This is a genomic window from Mesorhizobium sp. RCAM 05099 (genome assembly GCF_059683685.1).
On sequence record NZ_CM185035.1, the window covers coordinates 4639801 to 4660241 of the forward strand.

The 20441-nt window shown below is 63.1% G+C and carries 18 protein-coding genes and 2 pseudogenes; 12 read left to right on the forward strand and 8 right to left on the reverse strand.

From position 1 onward, the window contains the following. The first annotated feature begins 322 nt into the window (after positions 1 to 322). The 7 genes and pseudogenes from AC56QQ_RS23100 to AC56QQ_RS23130 all read left to right on the forward strand — a co-directional run bounded on the left by AC56QQ_RS23100 (position 323) and on the right by AC56QQ_RS23130 (position 7554). The gene (locus tag AC56QQ_RS23100; protein WP_489860617.1) at positions 323 to 1813 is read left to right on the forward strand and encodes a replicative DNA helicase; all 1491 of its coding nucleotides are present in this window, start codon (positions 323 to 325) and stop codon (positions 1811 to 1813) included. A gap of 63 nt (positions 1814 to 1876) precedes the next feature. Further along, a complete protein-coding gene (gene radA / locus AC56QQ_RS23105; RefSeq protein ID WP_497100642.1) occupies positions 1877 to 3280 on the forward strand; it encodes a DNA repair protein RadA in 1404 nt (467 codons plus the stop codon). A gap of 44 nt (positions 3281 to 3324) precedes the next feature. Continuing rightward, the gene (locus AC56QQ_RS23110; RefSeq protein WP_489860616.1) at positions 3325 to 3996 is read left to right on the forward strand and encodes a CvpA family protein; all 672 of its coding nucleotides are present in this window, start codon (positions 3325 to 3327) and stop codon (positions 3994 to 3996) included. Positions 3997 to 4089: 93 nt separating this feature from the next. Then, positions 4090 to 5558 (forward strand): annotated as a pseudogene (purF, locus tag AC56QQ_RS23115) (amidophosphoribosyltransferase). A gap of 150 nt (positions 5559 to 5708) precedes the next feature. Further along, positions 5709 to 6448, forward strand: a pseudogene (locus AC56QQ_RS23120) (SDR family NAD(P)-dependent oxidoreductase). 82 nt (positions 6449 to 6530) lie between these two features. Then, positions 6531 to 7163, forward strand: a complete 633-nt coding sequence (locus AC56QQ_RS23125) for a hypothetical protein (RefSeq protein ID WP_497123502.1) — start codon at positions 6531 to 6533, stop codon at positions 7161 to 7163. A 172-nt stretch (positions 7164 to 7335) separates the two neighbouring features. After that, positions 7336 to 7554, forward strand: a complete 219-nt coding sequence (locus AC56QQ_RS23130) for a hypothetical protein (protein ID WP_091577180.1) — start codon at positions 7336 to 7338, stop codon at positions 7552 to 7554. A gap of 55 nt (positions 7555 to 7609) precedes the next feature. Here the strand turns inward: AC56QQ_RS23130 and AC56QQ_RS23135 are convergent, their stop codons facing one another. After that, complete coding sequence (locus tag AC56QQ_RS23135; RefSeq protein ID WP_497123503.1) at positions 7610 to 8116, reverse strand: OsmC family protein; 507 nt, start codon at positions 8114 to 8116, stop codon at positions 7610 to 7612. Positions 8117 to 8356: 240 nt separating this feature from the next. Between AC56QQ_RS23135 and AC56QQ_RS23140 the strand changes: the two genes are divergently transcribed. Both AC56QQ_RS23140 and AC56QQ_RS23145 read left to right on the forward strand, forming a co-directional pair. Then, on the forward strand, positions 8357 to 9235 hold the full coding sequence (locus AC56QQ_RS23140; RefSeq protein WP_497123504.1) for a DMT family transporter: 879 nt from the start codon (positions 8357 to 8359) through the stop codon (positions 9233 to 9235). A gap of 60 nt (positions 9236 to 9295) precedes the next feature. After that, complete coding sequence (locus tag AC56QQ_RS23145) at positions 9296 to 10201, forward strand: DMT family transporter (RefSeq protein ID WP_497123505.1); 906 nt, start codon at positions 9296 to 9298, stop codon at positions 10199 to 10201. Between the two features lie 165 nt (positions 10202 to 10366). On the opposite strand, the gene AC56QQ_RS23150 is transcribed toward AC56QQ_RS23145, so the two are convergent. Then, entirely contained in the window at positions 10367 to 11230 is an 864-nt protein-coding gene (locus tag AC56QQ_RS23150) for a LysR substrate-binding domain-containing protein (protein WP_497123506.1), read from the reverse strand. Positions 11231 to 11343: 113 nt separating this feature from the next. On the opposite strand from AC56QQ_RS23150, the gene AC56QQ_RS23155 reads away from it, so the two are divergent. After that, positions 11344 to 11751 carry a tautomerase family protein gene (locus tag AC56QQ_RS23155; RefSeq protein WP_497123507.1) on the forward strand — a complete coding sequence of 136 codons (408 nt, stop codon included), beginning with the start codon at positions 11344 to 11346 and terminating at the stop codon, positions 11749 to 11751. A gap of 132 nt (positions 11752 to 11883) precedes the next feature. Continuing rightward, on the forward strand, positions 11884 to 14106 hold the full coding sequence (locus AC56QQ_RS23160) for an AMP-binding protein (RefSeq protein WP_497123509.1): 2223 nt from the start codon (positions 11884 to 11886) through the stop codon (positions 14104 to 14106). 27 nt (positions 14107 to 14133) lie between these two features. Here the strand turns inward: AC56QQ_RS23160 and AC56QQ_RS23165 are convergent, their stop codons facing one another. Together AC56QQ_RS23165 and AC56QQ_RS23170 are read right to left on the reverse strand one after the other, a co-directional pair. Then, a complete protein-coding gene (locus tag AC56QQ_RS23165; protein WP_091577169.1) occupies positions 14134 to 14952 on the reverse strand; it encodes a CDP-alcohol phosphatidyltransferase family protein in 819 nt (272 codons plus the stop codon). A gap of 3 nt (positions 14953 to 14955) precedes the next feature. Beyond that, on the reverse strand, positions 14956 to 15654 hold the full coding sequence (locus AC56QQ_RS23170; RefSeq protein ID WP_497123510.1) for a phosphatidylserine decarboxylase: 699 nt from the start codon (positions 15652 to 15654) through the stop codon (positions 14956 to 14958). A 253-nt stretch (positions 15655 to 15907) separates the two neighbouring features. Here AC56QQ_RS23170 and AC56QQ_RS23175 point away from each other — a divergent pair, with 253 nt between their 5' ends. After that, positions 15908 to 16582, forward strand: coding sequence for a lysozyme inhibitor LprI family protein (locus tag AC56QQ_RS23175; protein WP_497123511.1), 675 nt, complete (start codon positions 15908 to 15910; stop codon positions 16580 to 16582). 104 nt (positions 16583 to 16686) lie between these two features. On the opposite strand, the gene AC56QQ_RS23180 is transcribed toward AC56QQ_RS23175, so the two are convergent. From AC56QQ_RS23180 to AC56QQ_RS23195, 4 genes are all read right to left on the reverse strand, one after another. Then, complete coding sequence (locus tag AC56QQ_RS23180) at positions 16687 to 17379, reverse strand: hypothetical protein (RefSeq protein ID WP_497123512.1); 693 nt, start codon at positions 17377 to 17379, stop codon at positions 16687 to 16689. Continuing rightward, positions 17321 to 17944, reverse strand: a complete 624-nt coding sequence (locus tag AC56QQ_RS23185) for a DMP19 family protein (protein WP_497123513.1) — start codon at positions 17942 to 17944, stop codon at positions 17321 to 17323. Before AC56QQ_RS23185 ends, AC56QQ_RS23180 begins: the two co-directional genes overlap by 59 nt. 147 nt (positions 17945 to 18091) lie before the next feature. After that, a complete protein-coding gene (locus tag AC56QQ_RS23190; RefSeq protein WP_489860604.1) occupies positions 18092 to 18439 on the reverse strand; it encodes an antibiotic biosynthesis monooxygenase family protein in 348 nt (115 codons plus the stop codon). A gap of 110 nt (positions 18440 to 18549) precedes the next feature. Then, positions 18550 to 20430, reverse strand: a complete 1881-nt coding sequence (locus AC56QQ_RS23195; protein ID WP_497123514.1) for an ABCB family ABC transporter ATP-binding protein/permease — start codon at positions 20428 to 20430, stop codon at positions 18550 to 18552. Between the last annotated feature and the right edge of the window lie 11 nt (positions 20431 to 20441).

Here is a 20441-nt window from a genome sequence, read left to right on the forward strand (position 1 = left end):
CAATCAAGCATCAAGGCTATAGAGCGCCGCAAGCCCAAGCAGAAATAACACCTCGGCGATATTCGGCGAACATTCTGAGGGCCATAGGAATTCAAAGACCCCATCGACCTGACGGCTGCATCCACAATTTTCCTGTTTTGTTCTCTTTCGAGAGGCGCTAGGCTCGCAGCTTCGATTCGAGTCAACCGGGATTCTTTCCACTGAATTTTTGCGCTGTGAAAAGCGGGCATCAAAGACGGTTGGACGGGCACTGATGCATATAAGTCAGCATCAAATTTTCCGGTTCTGATATCGAGAAGCCGAGATCGAAATCGGGGATATCATGGTAGAGGCAGCGCGGAAATTCGGCGTCGCGGAAACACCGCTTTATCGGGAAGCGCCAAACAACATCGAGGCCGAGCAGGCGCTGCTCGGCGCCATCCTCGTCAACAACGATGCCTTCTACCGTGTCTCGGACTTCCTAAAAGCCAGCCATTTCTACGAGCCGCTGCACCGCAAGATCTATGAGGTGGCGTCCGAGTTCATACGCATGGGCAAGGTGGCGACGCCGATAACGCTGAAGACCTTCCTGCCGGCCGACGAGAAGGTCGGCGACATGACGATGGCGCAATATGTCGTGCGGCTGGCGGTGGAGGCCGTTACCGTCGTCAACGCCACCGATTATGGCCGCGCCATCTATGACCTTGCCACCCGCCGGGCGCTGATCACCGTCGGCGAGGACATGGTCAACATCGCCTATGACGCGCCGGTCGACATGGCGCCCACGGAGCAGATCGAGGACGCCGAGCGGCGGCTGTTCGAGCTGGCCGAAAACGGCCGCTACGATGGTGGTTTCGAAAGTTTTTCCGATGCGTTGAAGAACGCCGTCGACATGGCCAGCGCCGCCTACATGCGCGACGGCCACCTGTCGGGAATTGCCACCGGCCTGCGCGATCTCGACAACCGCATGGGCGGCTTGCAACCATCGGATTTGATCATCATCGCCGGCCGTCCGGGCATGGGCAAGACGTCGCTGGCCACCAACATCGCCTACAATATTGCCGCCGCCTATGAGCCCGCCCAGCAGGCCGACGGCTCCGTCAAGGCTGCCAATGGCGGCGTCGTCGGCTTCTTCTCGCTCGAAATGTCGTCGGAGCAGTTGGCCACCCGCATCATCTCCGAGCAGACCGAGATCCCGTCGTCCAAAATCAGGCGTGGCGACTTGACGGAAGCCGATTTCGGCAAGCTTGTCGCGTACACGCAGGAGAACCACAAGCGCCCGCTCTACATCGATCAGACAGGCGGTATTTCGATTGCGCAGCTTGCGGCGCGCGCCCGCCGCCTCAAGCGCCAGCGCGGGCTGGATTTGATGGTCATCGACTATATTCAGCTGATGCAAGGTTCGTCCGCCAAGGCGTCGCAGAACCGCGTCCAGGAAATCACCGAGATCACCACGGGACTGAAGGCGCTCGGCAAGGAACTCGGCGTGCCGATCATCGCACTCTCACAGCTGTCGCGTCAGGTCGAAAGCCGCGACGACAAGCATCCGCAGTTGTCCGACTTGCGCGAATCGGGCTCGATCGAGCAGGACGCCGACGTGGTGCTGTTTGTGTACCGCGAGGAATATTACATCAAGAACAAGGAGCCGGAGAAAGGCACGCCCGAGCATCTCGCCTGGGAAGCGAAGATGATCGAGGTACAAGGCAAGGCCGAAGTGATCATTGCCAAGCAGCGCCATGGGCCGACCGGCACTGTCAGCCTTGCCTTCCAGGGCGAGTTCACCCGATTCTCAGACCTTGCCGAGGAACATCATTTGCCGGAAAGGTTCGAATAATTTCTTGACCTGCCCTCGCCCTTTGTCCCACCTCCCAGGCCATTTTCAAGCAGCATCCATCTGATGGCCAAATCGCGCGTTCAGTTCATCTGCCAGAATTGCGGATCGGTGCATCAGCGCTGGGCCGGCAAATGCGATGCCTGCGGCGAGTGGAACACGCTGGTCGAGGAAGGCACGTCCGGCGGCATCGGCTCGGGTCCGGCCAACACGCGCAACGCCCGCAAGGGCCGTGCCGTCGTGCTGACCACCCTGTCGGGCGACATCGAGGACGCGCCGCGCATCATCTCGGGCATCGGCGAACTCGATCGTGCCACTGGCGGCGGTTTCGTGCGTGGCTCGGCGCTGCTGGTCGGCGGCGACCCCGGCATCGGCAAATCGACGCTGCTCACCCAGGCGGCCGCGGCGCTCGCGTCAAAAGGCCACCGCATCGTCTATGTCTCGGGCGAAGAAGCCGTCGCCCAGATCAGGCTGCGCGCGCAGCGGCTTGGCGTCGCCGCGGCACCGGTGGAACTGGCCGCGGAGACCAATGTCGAGGACATCCTGGCGACGATCGCCGACGGCAAGCGGCCGGACCTCGTCATCCTGGATTCGATCCAGACGCTGTGGACCGACCTCGCCGACTCGGCGCCGGGCACCGTCACCCAGGTGCGCGCCGCCGCGCAGGCGATGATCCGCTATGCGAAATCAACGGGTGCGGCGATCGTGCTGGTCGGCCATGTCACCAAGGAGGGCCAGATCGCCGGACCACGTGTCGTCGAGCACATGGTCGACGCCGTGCTCTACTTCGAGGGCGAAGGCGGCCATCACTACCGCATCCTGCGCACGGTCAAGAACCGCTTTGGTCCCACCGACGAGATCGGCGTCTTCGAGATGTCGGACAAGGGCTTGCGCGAAGTCGCCAATCCGTCCGAGTTGTTCCTCGGCGAGCGTCATGCGAAATCGCCGGGTGCCGCGGTTTTCGCCGGCATGGAAGGGACGAGGCCGGTGCTGGTCGAGATTCAGGCGCTGGTCGCGCCATCTTCGCTCGGCACGCCGCGCCGCGCCGTCGTCGGCTGGGACGGCGCCCGGCTGTCGATGATCCTGGCGGTCCTCGAAGCCCATTGCGGCGTGCGTTTCGGCACCCATGACGTCTATCTCAACGTCGCCGGCGGCTATCGGATCTCGGAGCCCGCTGCGGATCTGGCGGTGGCGGCGGCCCTGGTTTCCTCGCTCACCGGTCTTGCCCTTCCCGCCGATTGCGTCTATTTCGGCGAAATCAGCCTTTCGGGCGCCGTGAGGCCGGTTGCGCATGCGCAACAGCGCCTCAAGGAAGCCGAAAAGCTGGGTTTTGGAAGCGCGGTCCTGCCCATGGGCAGCGGGGAACTTGCCGGGGGGATCGGGGCCGGTGCTTTCCAGCCGACCGAGCTTGCCGACCTCGTGGCGCGTATAGCCGGCTCACGCCGCAGCCGCGCCGACGAAGAAGAGTGACGCGGCTCGTCGACTGGTGAAAGACATGGAGTGGGGCGAAAGACATGCCGATTACGCTGCTTGACGGAATTCTTGTCGGCTTCACCCTGGTCTCGGCGATGCTCGCCATGGTCCGCGGCTTCTCGCGCGAAATCCTATCCGTCGTCTCCTGGGCAGCGGCAGCGGCAGCGGCTTTCTTCTTCTACAAGCCGGTTCTGCCCTATCTCAAACCTTACATCGACAATGACAAGATCGCGATGGCGGCCGCCGCCGGCGTAGTCTTCATCATCGCGCTGATCGTCGTCTCGGTCATCACCATGAAGCTCGCCGACTGGATCATCGATTCCAGGATCGGCGCACTGGATCGCACGCTGGGTTTCCTCTATGGCGCGGCGCGCGGCATTCTGGTCGTCGCGGTGGCGCTGTTGTTCTTCAACTGGCTGGCTGGCGCCAAGGCACCGGCCTGGGTCACGGATGCCAAGTCGCGGCCGTTGCTTGAATCGATCGGCGCCAAGCTTGAAAGCCTGCTGCCCGAGGATCCGGAAAACGCCATCCTCAAGAAGCTCAATCCGAATCAGCCGGCTGCCGAGACGCCCGCCGCTCCCGACGCACCGGCGGCCGATGCGCCGGCTGGTGGCGACGATGCCAATGCGCCGGCTCCCGATGACAGTGACGCCGGAACGCCGCCGGCGGACAACGCGCCGGCCAATCCAGCACCGGCAGCGCCAGCGAACTGACGTCGGAAAACCGACGATCATGCGAACGGCTGCACGGTGCGCGTTGCTTTCGGCGCGCACCCGCCTTATATGGCGATTTTAGCGGAGCTTAAGATGGCAGACGCAGACAACGTGCTTTCCGCCGAGGCCGACGACCATTTCCACGATGAATGCGGCGTGTTCGGCATTTTCGGCCGACAGGACGCGGCAGCCATTGTCACCCTGGGCCTGCATGCGCTGCAGCATCGCGGCCAGGAAGCCGCCGGCATCGTTTCCTATGACGGTACCCAGTTCCATGTCGAACGCCATGTCGGCCTGATCGGCGACACCTTCACCAAGCAGCGCGTCATCGACAGCCTGCAAGGCAACCGCGCCATCGGCCACACACGCTACGCCACGACGGGCGGCGCCGGCATGCGCAACATCCAGCCGTTCTTCGCCGAGTTGGCCGATGGCGGCTTTGCCGTTGCCCACAACGGCAATCTCACCAATGCCATGACCGTGCAACGCGCGCTGCAGAAGCAGGGCGCGATCTTCTCGTCCACCTCCGACACCGAGACGATCTTGCACCTTGTCGCCACCAGCAAGGAGCGCGACCTGAACTCGCGTTTCATCGATGCGGTGCGGCAGGTCGAGGGTGCCTTCTCGCTGGTGGCGATGACAGCCAAGAAGATGATCGGCTGCCGCGATCCGCTCGGTATCCGGCCGCTGGTGCTGGGCGATCTCGACGGCGCCTGGATCCTGGCCTCCGAGACCTGTGCGCTCGACATCATCGGCGCGCGTTTCGTGCGCGACCTGAAGCCCGGCGAGATGGTTGTCGTCACGTCCAAGGGCATCGAGAGCCTGTTCCCCTTCGAACCGCAGAAAACCCGCTTCTGCATCTTCGAGTACGTCTATTTCGCGCGGCCGGATTCGTCGGTCGAAGGTCGCAACGTCTATGAGGTGCGCAAGCGCATCGGCGCCGAGCTGGCGCAGGAAAACCCGGTCGAGGCCGACATTGTCGTGCCGGTGCCGGATTCCGGCACGCCGGCGGCGATCGGCTTCAGCCAAGCGGCGGGCATTCCCTTCGAGCTCGGCATCATCCGCAACCACTATGTCGGCCGCACCTTCATCCAGCCCGGCGATTCGATCCGCCACATGGGCGTCAAGCTGAAGCATAACGCCAACCGCCGCATGATCGAGGGCAAGCGCGTGGTGCTGGTCGACGATTCGATCGTACGCGGCACCACCAGCCAGAAGATCGTGCAGATGGTGCGCGACGCCGGTGCCAAGGAAGTGCACATGCGCATCGCATCGCCGCCGACCAGAGCGTCCTGCTTCTACGGCGTGGACACGCCGGAGAAGTCGAAGCTCCGGCATCGCGCATGTCGGTGGAAGAGATGGCCGAGTTCATCCGTGTCGACTCACTCGGATTCCTCTCGATCGACGGGCTCTACCGCGCCGTCGGCGAGGCCAGTCGTGACAACGACCAGCCACAGTTCTGCGACGCCTGCTTCACCGGCCAGTATCCGACCCGCCTGCTCGACTTCGAAGGCCACGACAATGTGCGCACGCTGTCGCTGCTGGCGACGAGCGGGACGTAGGATTGTTGGACCGTTATCAGAGCGGTTCGTCGTTTCACTGAAACGCAGAACCGCTCCATCTCCTTGTTTCGACGCAATTCCGGACGGAAAACCGTTTCACACTTTTCCTGGAATTGCTTTAGCCTTAGCCAGATTTCCGGATTCCATCGCATGACCCTCGACCTTTCCGGCCGCGTTGCGGTCGTTACCGGCGCTTCGCGCGGCATCGGCTATTTCATCGCCAAGGAACTGGCCGCCGCCGGCGCGCATGTCATTGCGGTTGCGCGCACTGTCGGCGGCCTGGAGGAACTCGACGACGAGATCAAGGCGGCCGGCGGACAGGCGACGCTGGTGCCGCTCGACCTCGCCGACATGGCCGGCATCGACCGGCTCGGCGGCGCCATCCACGAACGCTGGGGCAAGCTCGACATTCTCGTCGCCAATGCCGGCGTGCTCGGCGTCATCTCGCCGATCGGCCATGTCGAGGCGAAGACCTTCGAGAAGGTGATGACCATCAACGTCACCTCGACATGGCGGCTGATCCGCTCGGTCGACCCACTGCTGCGGCTCTCCGGCGCCGGCCGCGCCATTCTGCTTTCCTCGAACGCGGCTCATTCGGCGCGCGCCTTCTGGGCGCCCTACGCGGCGTCCAAGGCGGCGGTCGAGACGATGATGCGCTCCTGGGCGCATGAGACGCAAAGCCTGCCGCTGCGCGTCAACGCGGCCGACCCCGGCGCCACCCGCACCGCCATGCGTGCCCAGGCCGTACCCGGCGAGGATCCGGCAACGCTGCCGCACCCTCGGAAATCGCCAGGCGCATCGTGCCGCTGGCAAGCCCGGACTTGAAAGAGACGGGGCTGATCTTCCAAGCCAAGCACAACCGCTTTGTCGCGTACAGGCAGCCGGAATAAAACTTGAGCGCGAAGCGGATTAAATAGGCCTCCGGCAACGTTTCTTCGAATGCAACCATTCGAAGCCAACCGGAGGACCGACATGCGCAGACTTCTTCTCGTTGCCGCCACCGCCATCATTGCCGCCGTCGCCAGCACAGCCCTCTCGCAAGACGCAAAGATGAGTTTCTTCGTCACCAGTGTCGGTTCGGGCAAGGGCGCCGACCTCGGCGGCCTCAAGGGCGCGGACGCGCATTGCGCGTCGCTGGCGGAAGCCGCCGGCGTCACCGGCAAGACCTGGCATGCGTATCTTTCGACAAGCGACACCGACGCGCGCGACCGCATCGGCAAGGGACCATGGGTGAATGCCAAGGGCGTCAAGATAGCCGATGACGTCGCTTCGCTGCACAGCGACGCCAACGGCATCACCAAGCAGACGGCGCTTAACGAGAAGGGCGAAGTGGTCAACGGCCGCGGCGACACGCCAAATCGGCACGACATGCTGACCGGCTCCAAGCCCGATGGCACGAAGATAGCCGACCAGACGTGCGGCGACTGGACGATGAGTGGCACGGAGGGGGCCGCGATGATGGGACATCACGACCGCACCGGCCTTGACGATTCGGCTGCCGCCAAATCCTGGAACTCGTCGCATGCCTCGCGCGGCGGCTGCAGCCAGGAGGCGCTGAAGGGCACCGGTGGCGATGGCCTGTTCTATTGTTTTGCAACCGACTGAGCCGGCCTGGTCTTTGAGAATTCGGCCTCCAAAACCGCGTTGTCATCACGCGGCTGTGATTTGAGGGGGAAGGCCGCGTGGCGGTCATGCTTTCGTCATTTCCGTGGAGTTGGTAAGATCATAACGACTCCCGCAACAAGCGCCCTGGCTGGGCAGAATAAGGAAAATCCCCATGGCTTCGACTGTAGCGTTGGTCTGGTATCTGGTAATCGCCGGTCCGCAAGGCGGCATGGTCGTGCTGCCCAGCACCTTCGACAAGCGCGAACAGTGCACCGCCGCCATCACTGAATATCAAAAGCAGCCGACACCAGCCGGCTGGTCGGTGCAATGCGTGCCGAGCGCCTCGCCCTTCACCGACGAGGGCGACGCCGAAACGCCGTCAGCGCAGTAAGCACCAGCACGGCGCTGCAAACAGCCTATCTCCCCCAAAGGGGGAATAGGCATCATCAGCGACGCGCACTCACCGTCAGCTCCGGCTTCTGGTTGATGGTCTGGAATACCACGCAATAGCGCTCGGTCAGTTTCAGCAGCGAATCTATCCGCTCCTGCGGTTCATCCGTGTCGAGACTGAAATTCAGGCGGATGGCGCGAAAGCCAACCGGCGCATCCTTGGCAACCCCAAGCGTGCCGCGAAAATCAAGGTCGCCTTCGGCCTCCAGCGTGGCGGCGCCGAGCTTGAATTCAAGCGCCGTCGCCACGGCCTTCAGCGTCACCCCGGCGCAAGCCACCAACGCCTCCAGCAGCATGTCGCCCGAGCAGAGTTCGAGCCCTGAGCCGCCGGTTGCCGGATGCAGGCCGGCGATGGCGATCGCCCTGCCCGTCTCCACCTTGCAGGCAACCGATTGGTCGTCGATCGACCCTTTGGCGCGCAGCGTGATCAGCGCACGCGATGCGTCGTCGCGATATGCCTGCTTCAGCGGCGCCTGCATGGCCTTCAGTTCGGTTGCGTCCATGTGCGCTCCTCTTTTCGCTGTTGTGGCCGACCGGGGGCGTGGCTCTGTCAGATATAAGTGCCGATCGCTTCCTGGAAGCAAGATCGGCATTCCCTGCCCTAACGCAAGCATGGGGCTGGCGTAGCGCCGCGCCTGCTTTCACCCGTATAGAGGACGGCATCGTGGCCTGACTTTTTCAGAGTCCTCGTGTCTTTCCACCCAGCATTTCCGTCACCTTCCGCAACGTTGGTCCCGCGCCTTATGGCCATTCTCGAAACACGCGAAAGGGTTCTCGCCGGAATCCTGCTGACCGGCGCTGCCTATTTCCTGTTTTCGACGCAAGATGCCTCGATCAAGCTGCTGGTTGCCGGAATGAGCGTCTGGCAGATCATGTTCTTCCGCAGCATCACCATTCTCGGCGCCTGCGCGGCGATCGGCGGACGACAGCTGTTTGCCGATACAGTGCGCTCGCCGATCGTGCGACCGATGCTGGTGCGCAGCGCCTTCACACTCGCCGCCTGGCTCTGCTACTACAACGCCGCCCGCAACCTGCAGCTCGCCGAACTGACCACTGTCTACTACGCGGCTCCGATCATCGTCACCGTGCTTTCGGTGGCGATGCTCGGCGAAAAGGTGCCGTTGCTGCGCTGGTTTGCCGTGCTGATCGGTTTTGCCGGTGTCTTCGTCGCTTGCGATCCCACCCATCTCGGCCTGTCCGTGCCGGTGCTTCAGGTGCTGGCTGCAGCTGTTTTGTGGGGCATTGCCATCGTGCTGCTGCGCAAGACCGCCCTTGCCGAGCGCTCGCTGATCCAGCTGCTCCTCAACAATTTCTACTTCCTGGTGTTTTCGGCGGTGCCGGGGCTGTTGTGGTGGCACACACCGGACGGGCCCCAGCTGCTGCTCCTTGCAAGCGTCGGCGCGCTCGGCGGCCTCGCGCAATATCTTCTCTTCGAAGGCATGAAGCGAACGCCGGCCTCGATCCTCGCACCCCTCGAATACACCTCGCTGTTGTGGGCGTTCGCGCTCGGTTTTGCGATCTGGGGCGACGTGCCGCGCCGCGAAGTCTTCTTCGGCGCCGCCCTTATCGTCGCCGCCGGCCTGTTGATCGTGGGCGGCGAGCATTTCCGCAAACGGCTTTGATGTGCACGGCCATCACAGCTGACACTACGATGTCAGGACAGAGCGGCGTAGGCTGGCTGTATGACTGACATCGCAGCCACCACCGAAACTGCGGAACGCACGCTCGGCATCATCCTGGTGTCCTCATCGGCGGCTGTGTTCGGCCTGACTGGCGTGCTGACCAAATCGATCCATGCCGACCCGCTGACCATCATCTGCTGGCGCGGCTTTGTCGGCTCGATCCTGATCAGCCTCTATGTGCTGTGGCGACGCCGCCGCTCCGGCGGGCGCGAGAGCCTGCGGCTTGGCTGGCGCGGCTGGCTGCTGGCGGTAGAGGGCGCGCTGGCCAGCATTGCCTTCATCTCCGCGTTCAAGTTCACCTTCGTCGCCAATGTCGCGATCATCTACGCCACCGCGCCTTTCGTCACCGCGCTGCTGGCCTGGGTCCTGACACGTGAACCCTTCCGCCTGCAGACGATGGTCGCGGCCGCCGTGTCGCTGTGCGGCGTGGCGATCATGGTCTGGTCCGGCTTCGGCACCGGCAATCTGTTCGGCGACGGGCTGGCGCTGCTGATGACCATCGGCAGCGCCCTCTACATGATCATGGTGCGCGCCTTCCGGGACACGCCCGTGGTGTGGGCCGGTGCCGTGTCGGCCTTCCTGCTGTTCGTTCTTGGCTGGTTCGTCACCAATCCGCTGGCGGTTTCACCACGAGATGCCGTTCTGCTCGTCACCTTCGGCGCGTCCTTCGCGCTGTCCTCGATCCTGTGGACGGAAGGCGCGCGGCTTATCCCAGCGGCTGAATCCGGACTGCTCGGCTCGGCCGAAGTGCCGTTCGCGATTTTGTTTGCCTTCCTGTTTCTGGGCGAGATTGCGCCGGCAGCCAGCATGATGGGCGGCGCCATTGTGCTCGCCGCCGTGTTTGCCCATGCCGGTCGCGACTGGCTGGCGGCGCGCTCGCAACGCATGGCGTCAAATATCTCTTAAAAAATGGAGCAGTCACGGAACCATCATCGGGGTCAGGCATTATTGATGCGACGGGCCACCCCAAGTCCCCCCAAACCCCTCGGCCCGTCCTACTTTCAAGCCGACCGCAAGGTCGGCTTTTTCTTTGCCGATGAATCCCGCCGCACGACCGGAACCTGCACCGATTCAACCACGGAGCCCAGGCAGAGCCAGGTTGCCGCTGAGCAGTGCCGCCAGATCACGGGCGGGACCCTCGGCACCAGGGCGCAGCCGAATGGCGAACTCAGCCGTCGGCACCCGTGGCAGGCCAAGTTCGCGCGGGGCCTCGACAATGCCGGAATGGGCAAAGCGTGCCGTGCGCAGCGTCAGCGCAACACCGGCATTCACGGCTGTGCGCAGGCCAGCCAGGCTGGCGCTGCCGGCAGCGATACGGTAACGGCGACCGGCCGCATCCAGCGCGGCGATCGCCGCTTCGCGAAAGCCGCAATACGGATCGAGCAGCGCCAGCGGCAATTCTTCCTGCCGCGAGGCCAGCCCCTTTTGTGAACACAGCCATATCATCGGCTCGCGCAGGATGCCGATTTCGTCCGGCATCGCGGCCTGGCGCATGACGATCGCCAAGTCGAGGCTGCCTGAGCGCAGCGCCTGTGCCAGCTCAGTGGAGCGGCCGACACGCAATTCGATCCCGATGCGCGGATGACTGACGGCGAAGGCGCGCAACAGGTCGGGCAAGCCACTATCGGCGAAGTCCTGCGTAGTGCCGATAGCGACGCGCCCCGCAGCCCGCGCTCCCTTCATGGCCAGCCACGCCTCGCGATGCGCCGCCAGGATACGCCTGGCATGACCGACAAGGTCCTCGCCGGCGGGCGTCAGGCCGCGCCCTCGGCCTTGCGGCGCCAGAAGCGGCTCGCCGACGATCTCCTCGAGCCGTTGCATCTGTGCGGTCACCGCCGAGGGAGAACGGCCGACGCTCGATGCCGCCTGCGCCAGCGAGCCGCTGTCAACGAAAGCGAGGAAGGTCCTGAGCAGGTCGGGATCAAGGGTTTCCATAATTCGATATTATCGAATCTTCTGTTTTAAACAATTCGATTTTATTGATCCTTTGATGATGGCATGGTCCTCCCGCCGGCCATCAGACGCCGCTCGAGCCAAGGAGAAGAAAAATGCCCATCATCAACGTCAACGTCACCGGCAAGCCCGACGCCGCGCTGTCCGCCAGGATTGCCAGGGAGGTGACCGAGATCACTGCCACTCAGCTGCGCAAGGATCCGACGATCACCGCGGTTGCCATATCCTACATCGATCCACAGCACTGGTTCGCCGGTGGCAGGTCGCTGGCCGAGCACGGGACCAATACATTCTGGCTGGACATCAAGGTGGTCGACGGCACCAACACCAAGCTTGAGCTGGAGGCCTATCTGAAGGCGATTTTCGACGCCTTCGGCCGCCTGCTGGGCAGCGTGCACGAGGAGAGCTATGCCTTCGTGCATGAAGTGCCGGCCGCCGCCTACGGCTATGGCGGCAAGACACAGGAGTTTCGTTTTATCAGCGGGCGGTTGAAGGCGGCGTGAGCCGCGGTTCTCCTTCTCCCTTCGTGGGAGAAGGAATAAGCTTCGCATTGACCTTGCTCCCACATCGTCTAGGTTCTGGCCAAAGCGGCCGCGAAAGAGCCGCGATGCTAAGGTCGTTGGGAGAGATGCGGCATGATCCTGACACTGGCGCTGCTCGCGGGTCTCGTTTTGGCCTGGCTGCTTATCGGCGTGGTGGAAAAGTTCCGCCTCGGCCTGCGCTTCACCCAGGCGCTGCTCTATGTGCCGTTCAAGCTCGCTTACCGGATCGCCGACGACCGCATCGGGATCGCCCGCAAGGCGCAGGTCCCTGTCATCTACGTCATCTCGCATCAATCGCGCTTCGAGCCGGCATTGATGCTGTCGCTGCTGCCGGACGACACGCTGCATATCCTCGACGAGTTCTCGGCGCGCTCGCCTTGGCTCGAACCCTGGCGCGAGCTTGGCCGCACCATCGCCTTCAATGCCGAACATGTCTTCGTCAGCCGCCGGCTGGTGCGGGTACTGAAGGGCAAGGGCCGGCTCGCCGTCTATCTGCCGGATGCGGTCGAGCCTGACGTCAAGACATTCCGGCTATTTCGCGCGGTCACCCGAATCGCCATGCAGGCCGACGCCCGCATCGTGCCGATCTTCGTCGCCGGCGCGCGCAGCCTGCCGGTTTCGCTGACGCCGGCGGACAAGGCACCCAGGCACTGGTTTCCGCAGCTGTCGATCAGCGTGCTTGAGCCGATGACCATCGCCGAACTGGTGGCGCGCAACCCGGACCAGACTTCGAACACCAATGCGCTGTTCGATCGTATCGCCGAGGCCCGGCTTTTCGGCACCGACCTCGATCGTGGCCTGTTTCTGGCCATGCGCGATGCCGCCGACCGCGTGGGCGCTTCGCATCACATCATCGAGGACGTCATCTCGGGCGCGCAGAGCTACCGCAAGATGTTCATCGGCGCGCGGATCCTGGGCAAACGCTTCGAGGCGGTCACGGCGCCGGGCGAAGCGGTCGGGCTGATGCTGCCCAACGCCAATGGCGTCGTGCTGTCGCTTACCGGCCTTCTGTCGGCAGGCCGGTTGGCGGCGATGATCAACTATACGGCCGGGCCGGCCAGCGTCACCGCCGCCGTGCGCACAACGATGATCCGTACCGTCATCTCCTCCCGCGCCTTCGTCGAGAAGGCAGGCCTCGCCGATATCGTCGCGGCGGCCGAAAAGGGTGGCGCCACGTTCCTATGGCTGGAGGATGTGCGCAAAAGCGTCACCGTGCTGGACAAGCTTGCAGCCGCTTTGCTGTGGCGCTGGCCGCTGCAGCGGCAGGATGCGGCCAAGCCGGCGCTGATCCTGTTCACATCCGGGTCAGAAGGCACGCCGAAAGCGGTGGTGCTGTCGCACAGGAACCTGCTCGCGAACGCCATGCAGGCCGAGGCCCGCATCACCATCTCACCGTCCGACATTCTGCTCAACGTGCTGCCGGTGTTCCACTCTTTCGGCATGACGGGTGGCACCATCCTGCCTTTGGTCACCGGCGTAAAACTGTTCCTCTACCCTTCGCCGCTGCACTACAAGATCATCCCCGAGATCGCGCGCAAGGTGAAACCGACCATCATGTTCGGCACCGACACCTTCCTCGCCAACTACGCGCGCACCGCCAAGGACGGCGACTTTTCCAGCCTGCGTTTCATCGTCGCCGGCGCCGAGGCGGTGAAGCCGGAAACCCGCCGCGTCTATCGCGAGCGCTTCCAGGCCGAGATCATCGAGGGTTTCGGGCTGACCGAAGCCGCACCCGTGGTTGCCGTCAACACCGCGATCCATGGCCGCGACGGCACGGTCGGGCGGCTGTTGCCGGCCATGCGCATGAAGCTGGAGCCAGTCGAAGGCATCAGCGATGCCGGCCAATTGTGGCTCGACGGACCGAACCTGATGATGGGTTACATGACGGCGAACCGCGCCGGTGAGCTGCAGCCATTGACCGGCTGGCTTGACACTGGCGACATCGTCACCGTCGACCGCGAGGGCTTCATCACCATTCGCGGCCGCGCCAAACGCTTCGCCAAGATCGCTGGCGAGATGGTGTCTCTGGGTGCGGTCGAGATTCTGGTACAGTCGCTATGGCCGGAGGAGCGCCATGCGGCGGTGGCGGTGCCGGACAAGAGGCGTGGCGAGCGCATCGTGCTGGTCACCACCGCCGACGATGCCAATCCAGACGAGTTGCGCAAGTTCGGCAAACAGGCGGGTGCCGCAGAACTGATGGTGCCGAACGATATCATCAAAGTGGAGGAGATCCCGGTGCTGGGGTCCGGCAAAACCGACTATGTCTCGACCCGTAAGCTGGCGATCGACAGACTGGGGCTGAGCGCGGCAGCCTGAATCAAGTCAAATACTTCGCCGCCGTTCTTAACCTATGTCCGAAGGTGGCACCTTCTCGCCCTCCAGCTTGGCGCGCTTCGAATAGGCGCGCACGCTGAACGGCAGGAAGATCAGGTATCCGGCGACCGACGCGGTTAGCGTGTACCAGGGATAGGTCATCAGAAGCAGGATGTAGAGGACGACACCAAGGATGATCGGCAACACCCTGTCGCCCGGAATTCTCAGGCTCTTGCCGGAATAGACCGGCAGTCGGCTGACCAGCAGGAAGGCGACCAGGATGGTGAAGCCGGTGGCGACGAAGGCCGCTGGACGGCTGGGCTCCAGCCCCGTGCGCAGGAAATAGAGATAGAGCGGCAGCATCACCAGCACGGCTCCCGCCGGCGCCGGCACCCCAACGAAATATTCCGACTGCCATAGGGGGCGATCGGCCTTCTCGTCGTCGAGCACGTTGAAACGAGCGAGCCGCAGCCCGCAAGCGATCGCAAACAAAAGCGCCGCGATCCAGCCCGGCGAGCCGGCGCGGTCGAGCAGGAAGGCATAGAGCACCAGAGCCGGCGCAACGCCGAAATTGACGATGTCGGCCAGCGAATCCATCTGCGCGCCGAATTTGGAGGTCGCCTTCAGCATCCGCGCCAGGCGGCCGTCAATGCCGTCGAGGAAGGCAGCCAGCAGCACCATCACCACCGCCGGCTCGAAGCGGCCTTCGAAGCCGAAGCGGATGCCGGACAGGCCGGCGCAGATGGCAAGCACGGTGACGAGATTGGGCAACACCATGCGCATCGGGATCTCGCGGATGCGTGGACCGCCGCTGGCATGGGCCTCGAACTTCTTGTATTGCGTGCCCACGGCTCAAGAAATCCGCACGAGGGGGGTGCCAGCGACACCGCCGAATTCGGCCAGCACGGTTTCGCCGCCGACCGCCGTCTGGCCAACCGCCACGCGCGGCGTGGCGGCCAGGGGTAGGAACACGTCGACGCGCGAGCCGAAGCGGATCAGACCGAAACGCTCGCCGATGGCGATCGTGCCGCCGGCCTCCGCCCAGCATACGATGCGGCGCGCCACCAGGCCGGCGATCTGAACGGCGGCGACCGTGCCGTTGGGACTCTCGATGACCAGGCCGTTGCGCTCGTTCTCGGTGCTCGCCTTGTCGAGTTCGGCATTGAGGAACTTTCCCGGCCGATGCTCGATCTTGGCGATGCGGCCACGCACCGGGGCGCGGTTCACATGGCAGGAAAACACGTTCATGAACACCGAGATGCGGGTCAACTCGACATTGCCCAGGCCGAGTTCGCGCGGCGGCACGGCCGGTCCTACCGCCGAGATGATGCCATCGGCGGGGCTGACCACCAGGCGGTCATCGACGGGGGTGACGCGCTCGGGATCGCGGAAGAAATAGACGCACCAGGCCGTCAGGATAAGGCCGATCCAGAACAGGACCGAGGAGAAATAGCCGAGGAAAAGCGTTGCCGCGCCAAAGGCCGCGATGAAGGGATAGCCTTCGCGATGGATCGGTACGAACGCGTTCTTGACCGTATCGACAAGGCTCATCGGGTATAAACGGGCTCCGTTTCAGGTCGGGCCTCAATAGACCAAAGCCCCCTTCGCCGCAACGCAACAATGGGCCGTGCGGGCGAACGGGCAAAGGGCCTGCCGTGTCCGGATAGCCGGGCGCTCCGCGTTTCGTGAAGTCGCGCCCGGCTTGCGTGCCCATGCCATTGCCGTCAGAATTCCGGCCTGGGCGGGAAAAAACCTGATGAAAAGCCGGGAATCCGCGGGCCGCGTTCTGTATCCGGCGTTGGTCTTGGCCATTTTGCCGGCACTGCCCGGTCATGCGCTGGCGCAGAGCAAGCCATCCTTCGACTGCGCCAAGGCGGCCAGTGTGGCGGAAAAGGCCATCTGCGCCGACCCTGCTTTGGCGCAGGCCGATGCCGATGTGGCGAAGAACTACGCGGCGGTGCTGAAGACGCTCGACTCACACGCGGGCAAGGCCTTGCGGGACGACCAGAGCGATTTCATCGCATATCGCGACCAGATCGCCGGCTTCAACGAGAACACGCCCAAGGATCAGCAGACTTTCGATCTCGGCGAATTCCTGCGCGACCGCGCCACCTTCCTCACCGGCATCCGCAAACCGGCTGACGCCGGTTTCATTGGCCCATGGAGCAGCGTCCGCGGCGGGGTCGAAATCAAGGCGGCGGGCGGCGGCAAGCTGGACGTGTCGGAAGACGTCGCCAACCCCGTCACCGGCGGCGGCGAGTGCGACATCGACGGCACAGTTAAAATCGGCAAGAATCTGCGGCTGGTCGACACCGACGACAATGATAAGCCGACCGGCTTTGTCTTCGCCTTCCGCCGCGTCGGCGATGCGCTGGTCGTCGAGCAGAGCGGCACCGGCAAGGGCGATATGTCGGAGCCACCATCTTGTGGCGCCAACGGGCATGCCGACGGGATTTTCTTCCTGACCGCGCGACAGTAGAGCGGCTGTAGGAATAACCGCCGCATATGCCTCGGTAGCGGAAAGGTCCTGCCTGCAACGAACAAATGGGTTAAGGCGGGCGGACATGTAAACGCGAACCGGACCTAACCCGCAGCAGCGGAGCGATCAAAGTGCGCGTCGAGTTCAGCAATCGTAGTCTCGGCGAGCTTTTCGTAATCCTCACCACGTAAGAGCGCACTGCCATTCGGCGAAGACAGGGAGAGGAAGGTCCGGTCAGACGCCTGCACCACCCAATTCACCACTGGCCCTTCCGCCGTTTGCACCACTGAGTTAGCTGAAACGACGGCACCCAGCGGATCGACGCCGGCCTTGCGCAGCAGGAGGTCGACAGCGACCGGGGCATGATTTTGTTCAGACAGTTGGATTACCGTCTCAATCTCCGCCTCCTCCGCGCGTCCAAGCCGCATCCCGACCCTCGGTGCATTGGCACCCAACAAGCTGTCACCTGGGCGTGTGACCGGAGGATCGTCAGGGGAGATATATTCGTAAACGGTAACGTGTGCCTTTGTTGCGGCGCATAATCGGGGCTCTTCGGCACTGGTACGCAGATGGAAGACCATTTGCTTTTCGCCTTCGACATCCAGGATTCTTGCCATTCCCAGCGCCAGCTTGATCTCCGATGGCGACGCCTTAGCGCAGGCGAGGCCGGCACCGACGTCACGCTGGCTCAACATCTGGCTCACCAGTTTGCTGACCGACTCATGAAGAAGCCTACTTTCACGCTGGGGGTTGGCCATAATCGAGTCGGTCGATCGTATCGTCGTAGTTGTCATCATCGACAATCTGCAGATCGGCCCAAGACGTGATCCAGCGCGCGAGCAAATCCTCCATCGGCGCGGCTTCATCCGCTTCGTAGAATGCGTCATCGAGCGTATCCAGGAAATCGTCGCGGCCACCCTCGAAGCCCGTTTGTTTCGCTGCTTCATCAGGATTCCGCGCAACCCAAGCTGACATCTTTTCCAAGGTCGCCAACTGCCTCGTTGCCCCGCAAGCGCTGAGTCCGGCTCTGGCGTTGGCAATCGTGGTGTCGATTTCCCTGCCCGCATTGTGGATAAACTGACTGTGGCCGCCGTTCTTTACCTCCGAGGAGTACCAGTCCGCATGAAAGACCTGCATCGCCTTGGGGTTGATCTCCGGATGGCGGTAGAGCCCTTTGGAAACGATCGTCACCGCGAATTGCATGACAGCTAAGACGAGATCAAAAGGCTTTTCACTAGCCTTCTCGATCTTCGAACGAGGCACCGTGATTAGAGGTACGAGGAGATTGACCCCTTTATCTTCGGAAGCGGGCGGTGTCTTCTCGGACGCCCCTTTGGACTTGCGCGAGAAAAAGCCAAACATCGAAATGTTTCCGTAATTCAAAAATCGGTTGTTATTGCCTAGACAATATCAGTTGTCGTTGAGGATAAAAGCCCCAGTTCATCTATCGGGATAGAATGGGGGCGCCCGCGCCAGACAGACGCTGGGCGTCGTTGCGCTGAATGAGCGTTAAAGTTCCGGCACGCGCTGATAGTTGGCAATGTCGGCTCGCACCCCGAGCCGGGCGATCGTCTCCTGCGGGTTGAAGGCAACGCGCTCGTGCGCGGCCTTGACGATCGGCACCACCTTGTCGACGGCCGCCTGGCTTTCCCATTCGACTATCGTCACGAGGTTGAACTCGCCCGGGCCAGAGAATTGCTCAAGCAGGAAATCCTGCACGAACCCTTGCTGCACGCGCAGCAATTCATGCGTTGCCCTGACCTTGGCGAGTATCTCTTCGCGGGCGGCGGCGGGGACGACGAACTTGTCCACCCTGAACACGCTGCCGCCATCAACGTTCTGATTTATCTTGCTCATATCGATTGTTCCGTTCTTGAACGATGCTTCTTGCCGGGCTCCAAGAACGGCCTACAATCTCAACTTAAGTTGAGGTCAAGCGGAAAAAATCGGTTTGCCATGCTGAGCCTTCAATTCACCTCGGACGTGCGGCGACGAACGATGACGCCAAGCTCGTCGCCCTCGCGGGCGATGCGCAGCCGCTCCTCGGCCTCGGTCGCCTCGCGCTGGCGGTCCCACATCGAGGCATAGAGGCCGTGCTTGCGCATCAGTTCGGCATGGGTGCCGCGCTCGGCGATCTGGCCGTCCTGCAGCACGATGATCTCGTCGGCCGTAATCACCGTCGACAGCCGGTGGGCGATGACGATGGTGGTGCGGCCGCGGCTGACCAGGTCGAGGGCTGCCTGGATCTCCTGCTCGGTGTGGCTGTCCAGCGCCGACGTCGCTTCATCGAGCATCAGGATCGGTGGCGCCTTCAAGATGGTGCGGGCGATCGCCACGCGCTGCTTCTCGCCGCCGGAGAGCTTCAACCCACGTTCGCCGACCATCGACTTGTAGCCATCGGGCAGCCGCTCGATGAACGGGCCGATCTGGGCAAGTTCGGCCGCCTTGCGCATATCCTCCTCGCTGGCGCCGATGCGGCCATAGCGAATGTTGTAGGCGATGGTGTCGTTGAACAGCACGGTGTCCTGCGGCACCATGCCGATCGCTCCGCGCAGGCTTTCCTGTGTCACGTCCCTGATATCCTGGCCGTCGATCAACACCTGGCCGCCCTGGACGTCGTAGAAGCGGAACAGAAGCCGCGAGATCGTCGACTTGCCGGCACCGGACGGCCCGACAATGGCGACCGTCTTGCCGGCCGGCACCTCGAAGCTGATGCCCTTCAGGATCTTGCGGTTCGGGTCATAGGAGAAATGCACGTCGCGGAACTCGACCGTGCCGGCGCTGACGGCGAGCGGCTTGGCATCCGGTTTGTCGACGATCTCCTGCGGCACATCGAGCAGATCGAACATCTGCTCGATATCGGTCAGCCCCTGGCGGATTTCGCGATAGATGAAGCCGATGAAATTGAGTGGCACAGACAGCTGCATCAGCATGGCGTTGATGAAGACGAAGTCGCCGACCGTCTGTGTGCCGGCCTGCACCTCCAGCGCCGACATGCACATGACGATGACAGTGCCGGCGCCGAAGATGATGCCCTGGCCGAAGTTCAGCCAGCCGAGCGAGGTCCAGATCCTGGTCGCGGCAATCTCGTAGCGCGCCATCGAGCGGTCGAAGCGCTCGGCTTCCATGCCTTCGTTGTTGAAGTATTTGACCGTCTCGTAGTTGAGCAACGAGTCGATCGCCTTGGTGTTGGCGTCGGTGTCGCTGTCGTTCATGTCGCGGCGGATCGAGATGCGCCAGTCGCTGGCGCGCACCGTGAACCAGACATAGACCCAGACGGTGACCGCGACGACGACGACATATTTCCAGCCATAGGTGTAGGCGAAGATGCCGGTGGTCAGCGCGAATTCGAGGATGGTCGGCGCCGTGTTGAGCATGATGAAGCGCACGATCGTCTCGATGCCCTTGGTGCCGCGCTCGATGATGCGCGACAGGCCGCCGGTGCGGCGCTCCAGGTGAAAGCGCAGCGACAGTTGATGCATGTGGACGAAGGTGCGGAAGGCAAGCTGGCGCACGGCATATTGGCCGACGCGGGCAAACAGCGCGTCACGCAGTTGGTTGAAGCCAAGCTGCACCAGACGCACGACATTGTAGGCGACGACCAGCATCACCGGCGCCAGCAGGAAGGAAGGCAGCGGCGGCACCGATCTGGCATCGCCAGCCAGCGCGTCGGTCGCCCATTTGAAGAAATAGGGGCCGGCGACGAGCGTCAACTTGGCGACGACCAGCAACAGCGTCGCCCAGGTTACCCGCGCCCTCAGATCGGCGCGATCCGCCGGCCACATGTAGGGCCACAGGTTGAGCAGCGTCTTGAAGGTCGAGGAGTCGGAGACGGTTTTTTCGGCCATTCTTTGTGCCT

Coding starts and splice junctions, on each gene's coding strand:
- AC56QQ_RS23100 (WP_489860617.1), top strand. CDS start 323: ATGGTAGAGGCAGCGCGGAAATTCGGCGTCGCGGAAACACCGCTTTAT.
- radA (WP_497100642.1), top strand. CDS start 1,877: ATGGCCAAATCGCGCGTTCAGTTCATCTGCCAGAATTGCGGATCGGTG.
- AC56QQ_RS23110 (WP_489860616.1), top strand. CDS start 3,325: ATGCCGATTACGCTGCTTGACGGAATTCTTGTCGGCTTCACCCTGGTC.
- AC56QQ_RS23125 (WP_497123502.1), top strand. CDS start 6,531: ATGCGCAGACTTCTTCTCGTTGCCGCCACCGCCATCATTGCCGCCGTC.
- AC56QQ_RS23130 (WP_091577180.1), top strand. CDS start 7,336: ATGGCTTCGACTGTAGCGTTGGTCTGGTATCTGGTAATCGCCGGTCCG.
- AC56QQ_RS23135 (WP_497123503.1), bottom strand. CDS start 8,116: ATGGACGCAACCGAACTGAAGGCCATGCAGGCGCCGCTGAAGCAGGCA.
- AC56QQ_RS23140 (WP_497123504.1), top strand. CDS start 8,357: ATGGCCATTCTCGAAACACGCGAAAGGGTTCTCGCCGGAATCCTGCTG.
- AC56QQ_RS23145 (WP_497123505.1), top strand. CDS start 9,296: ATGACTGACATCGCAGCCACCACCGAAACTGCGGAACGCACGCTCGGC.
- AC56QQ_RS23150 (WP_497123506.1), bottom strand. CDS start 11,230: ATGGAAACCCTTGATCCCGACCTGCTCAGGACCTTCCTCGCTTTCGTT.
- AC56QQ_RS23155 (WP_497123507.1), top strand. CDS start 11,344: ATGCCCATCATCAACGTCAACGTCACCGGCAAGCCCGACGCCGCGCTG.
- AC56QQ_RS23160 (WP_497123509.1), top strand. CDS start 11,884: ATGATCCTGACACTGGCGCTGCTCGCGGGTCTCGTTTTGGCCTGGCTG.
- AC56QQ_RS23170 (WP_497123510.1), bottom strand. CDS start 15,654: ATGAGCCTTGTCGATACGGTCAAGAACGCGTTCGTACCGATCCATCGC.
- AC56QQ_RS23180 (WP_497123512.1), bottom strand. CDS start 17,379: ATGATGACAACTACGACGATACGATCGACCGACTCGATTATGGCCAAC.
- AC56QQ_RS23185 (WP_497123513.1), bottom strand. CDS start 17,944: ATGTTTGGCTTTTTCTCGCGCAAGTCCAAAGGGGCGTCCGAGAAGACA.
- AC56QQ_RS23190 (WP_489860604.1), bottom strand. CDS start 18,439: ATGAGCAAGATAAATCAGAACGTTGATGGCGGCAGCGTGTTCAGGGTG.
- AC56QQ_RS23195 (WP_497123514.1), bottom strand. CDS start 20,430: ATGGCCGAAAAAACCGTCTCCGACTCCTCGACCTTCAAGACGCTGCTC.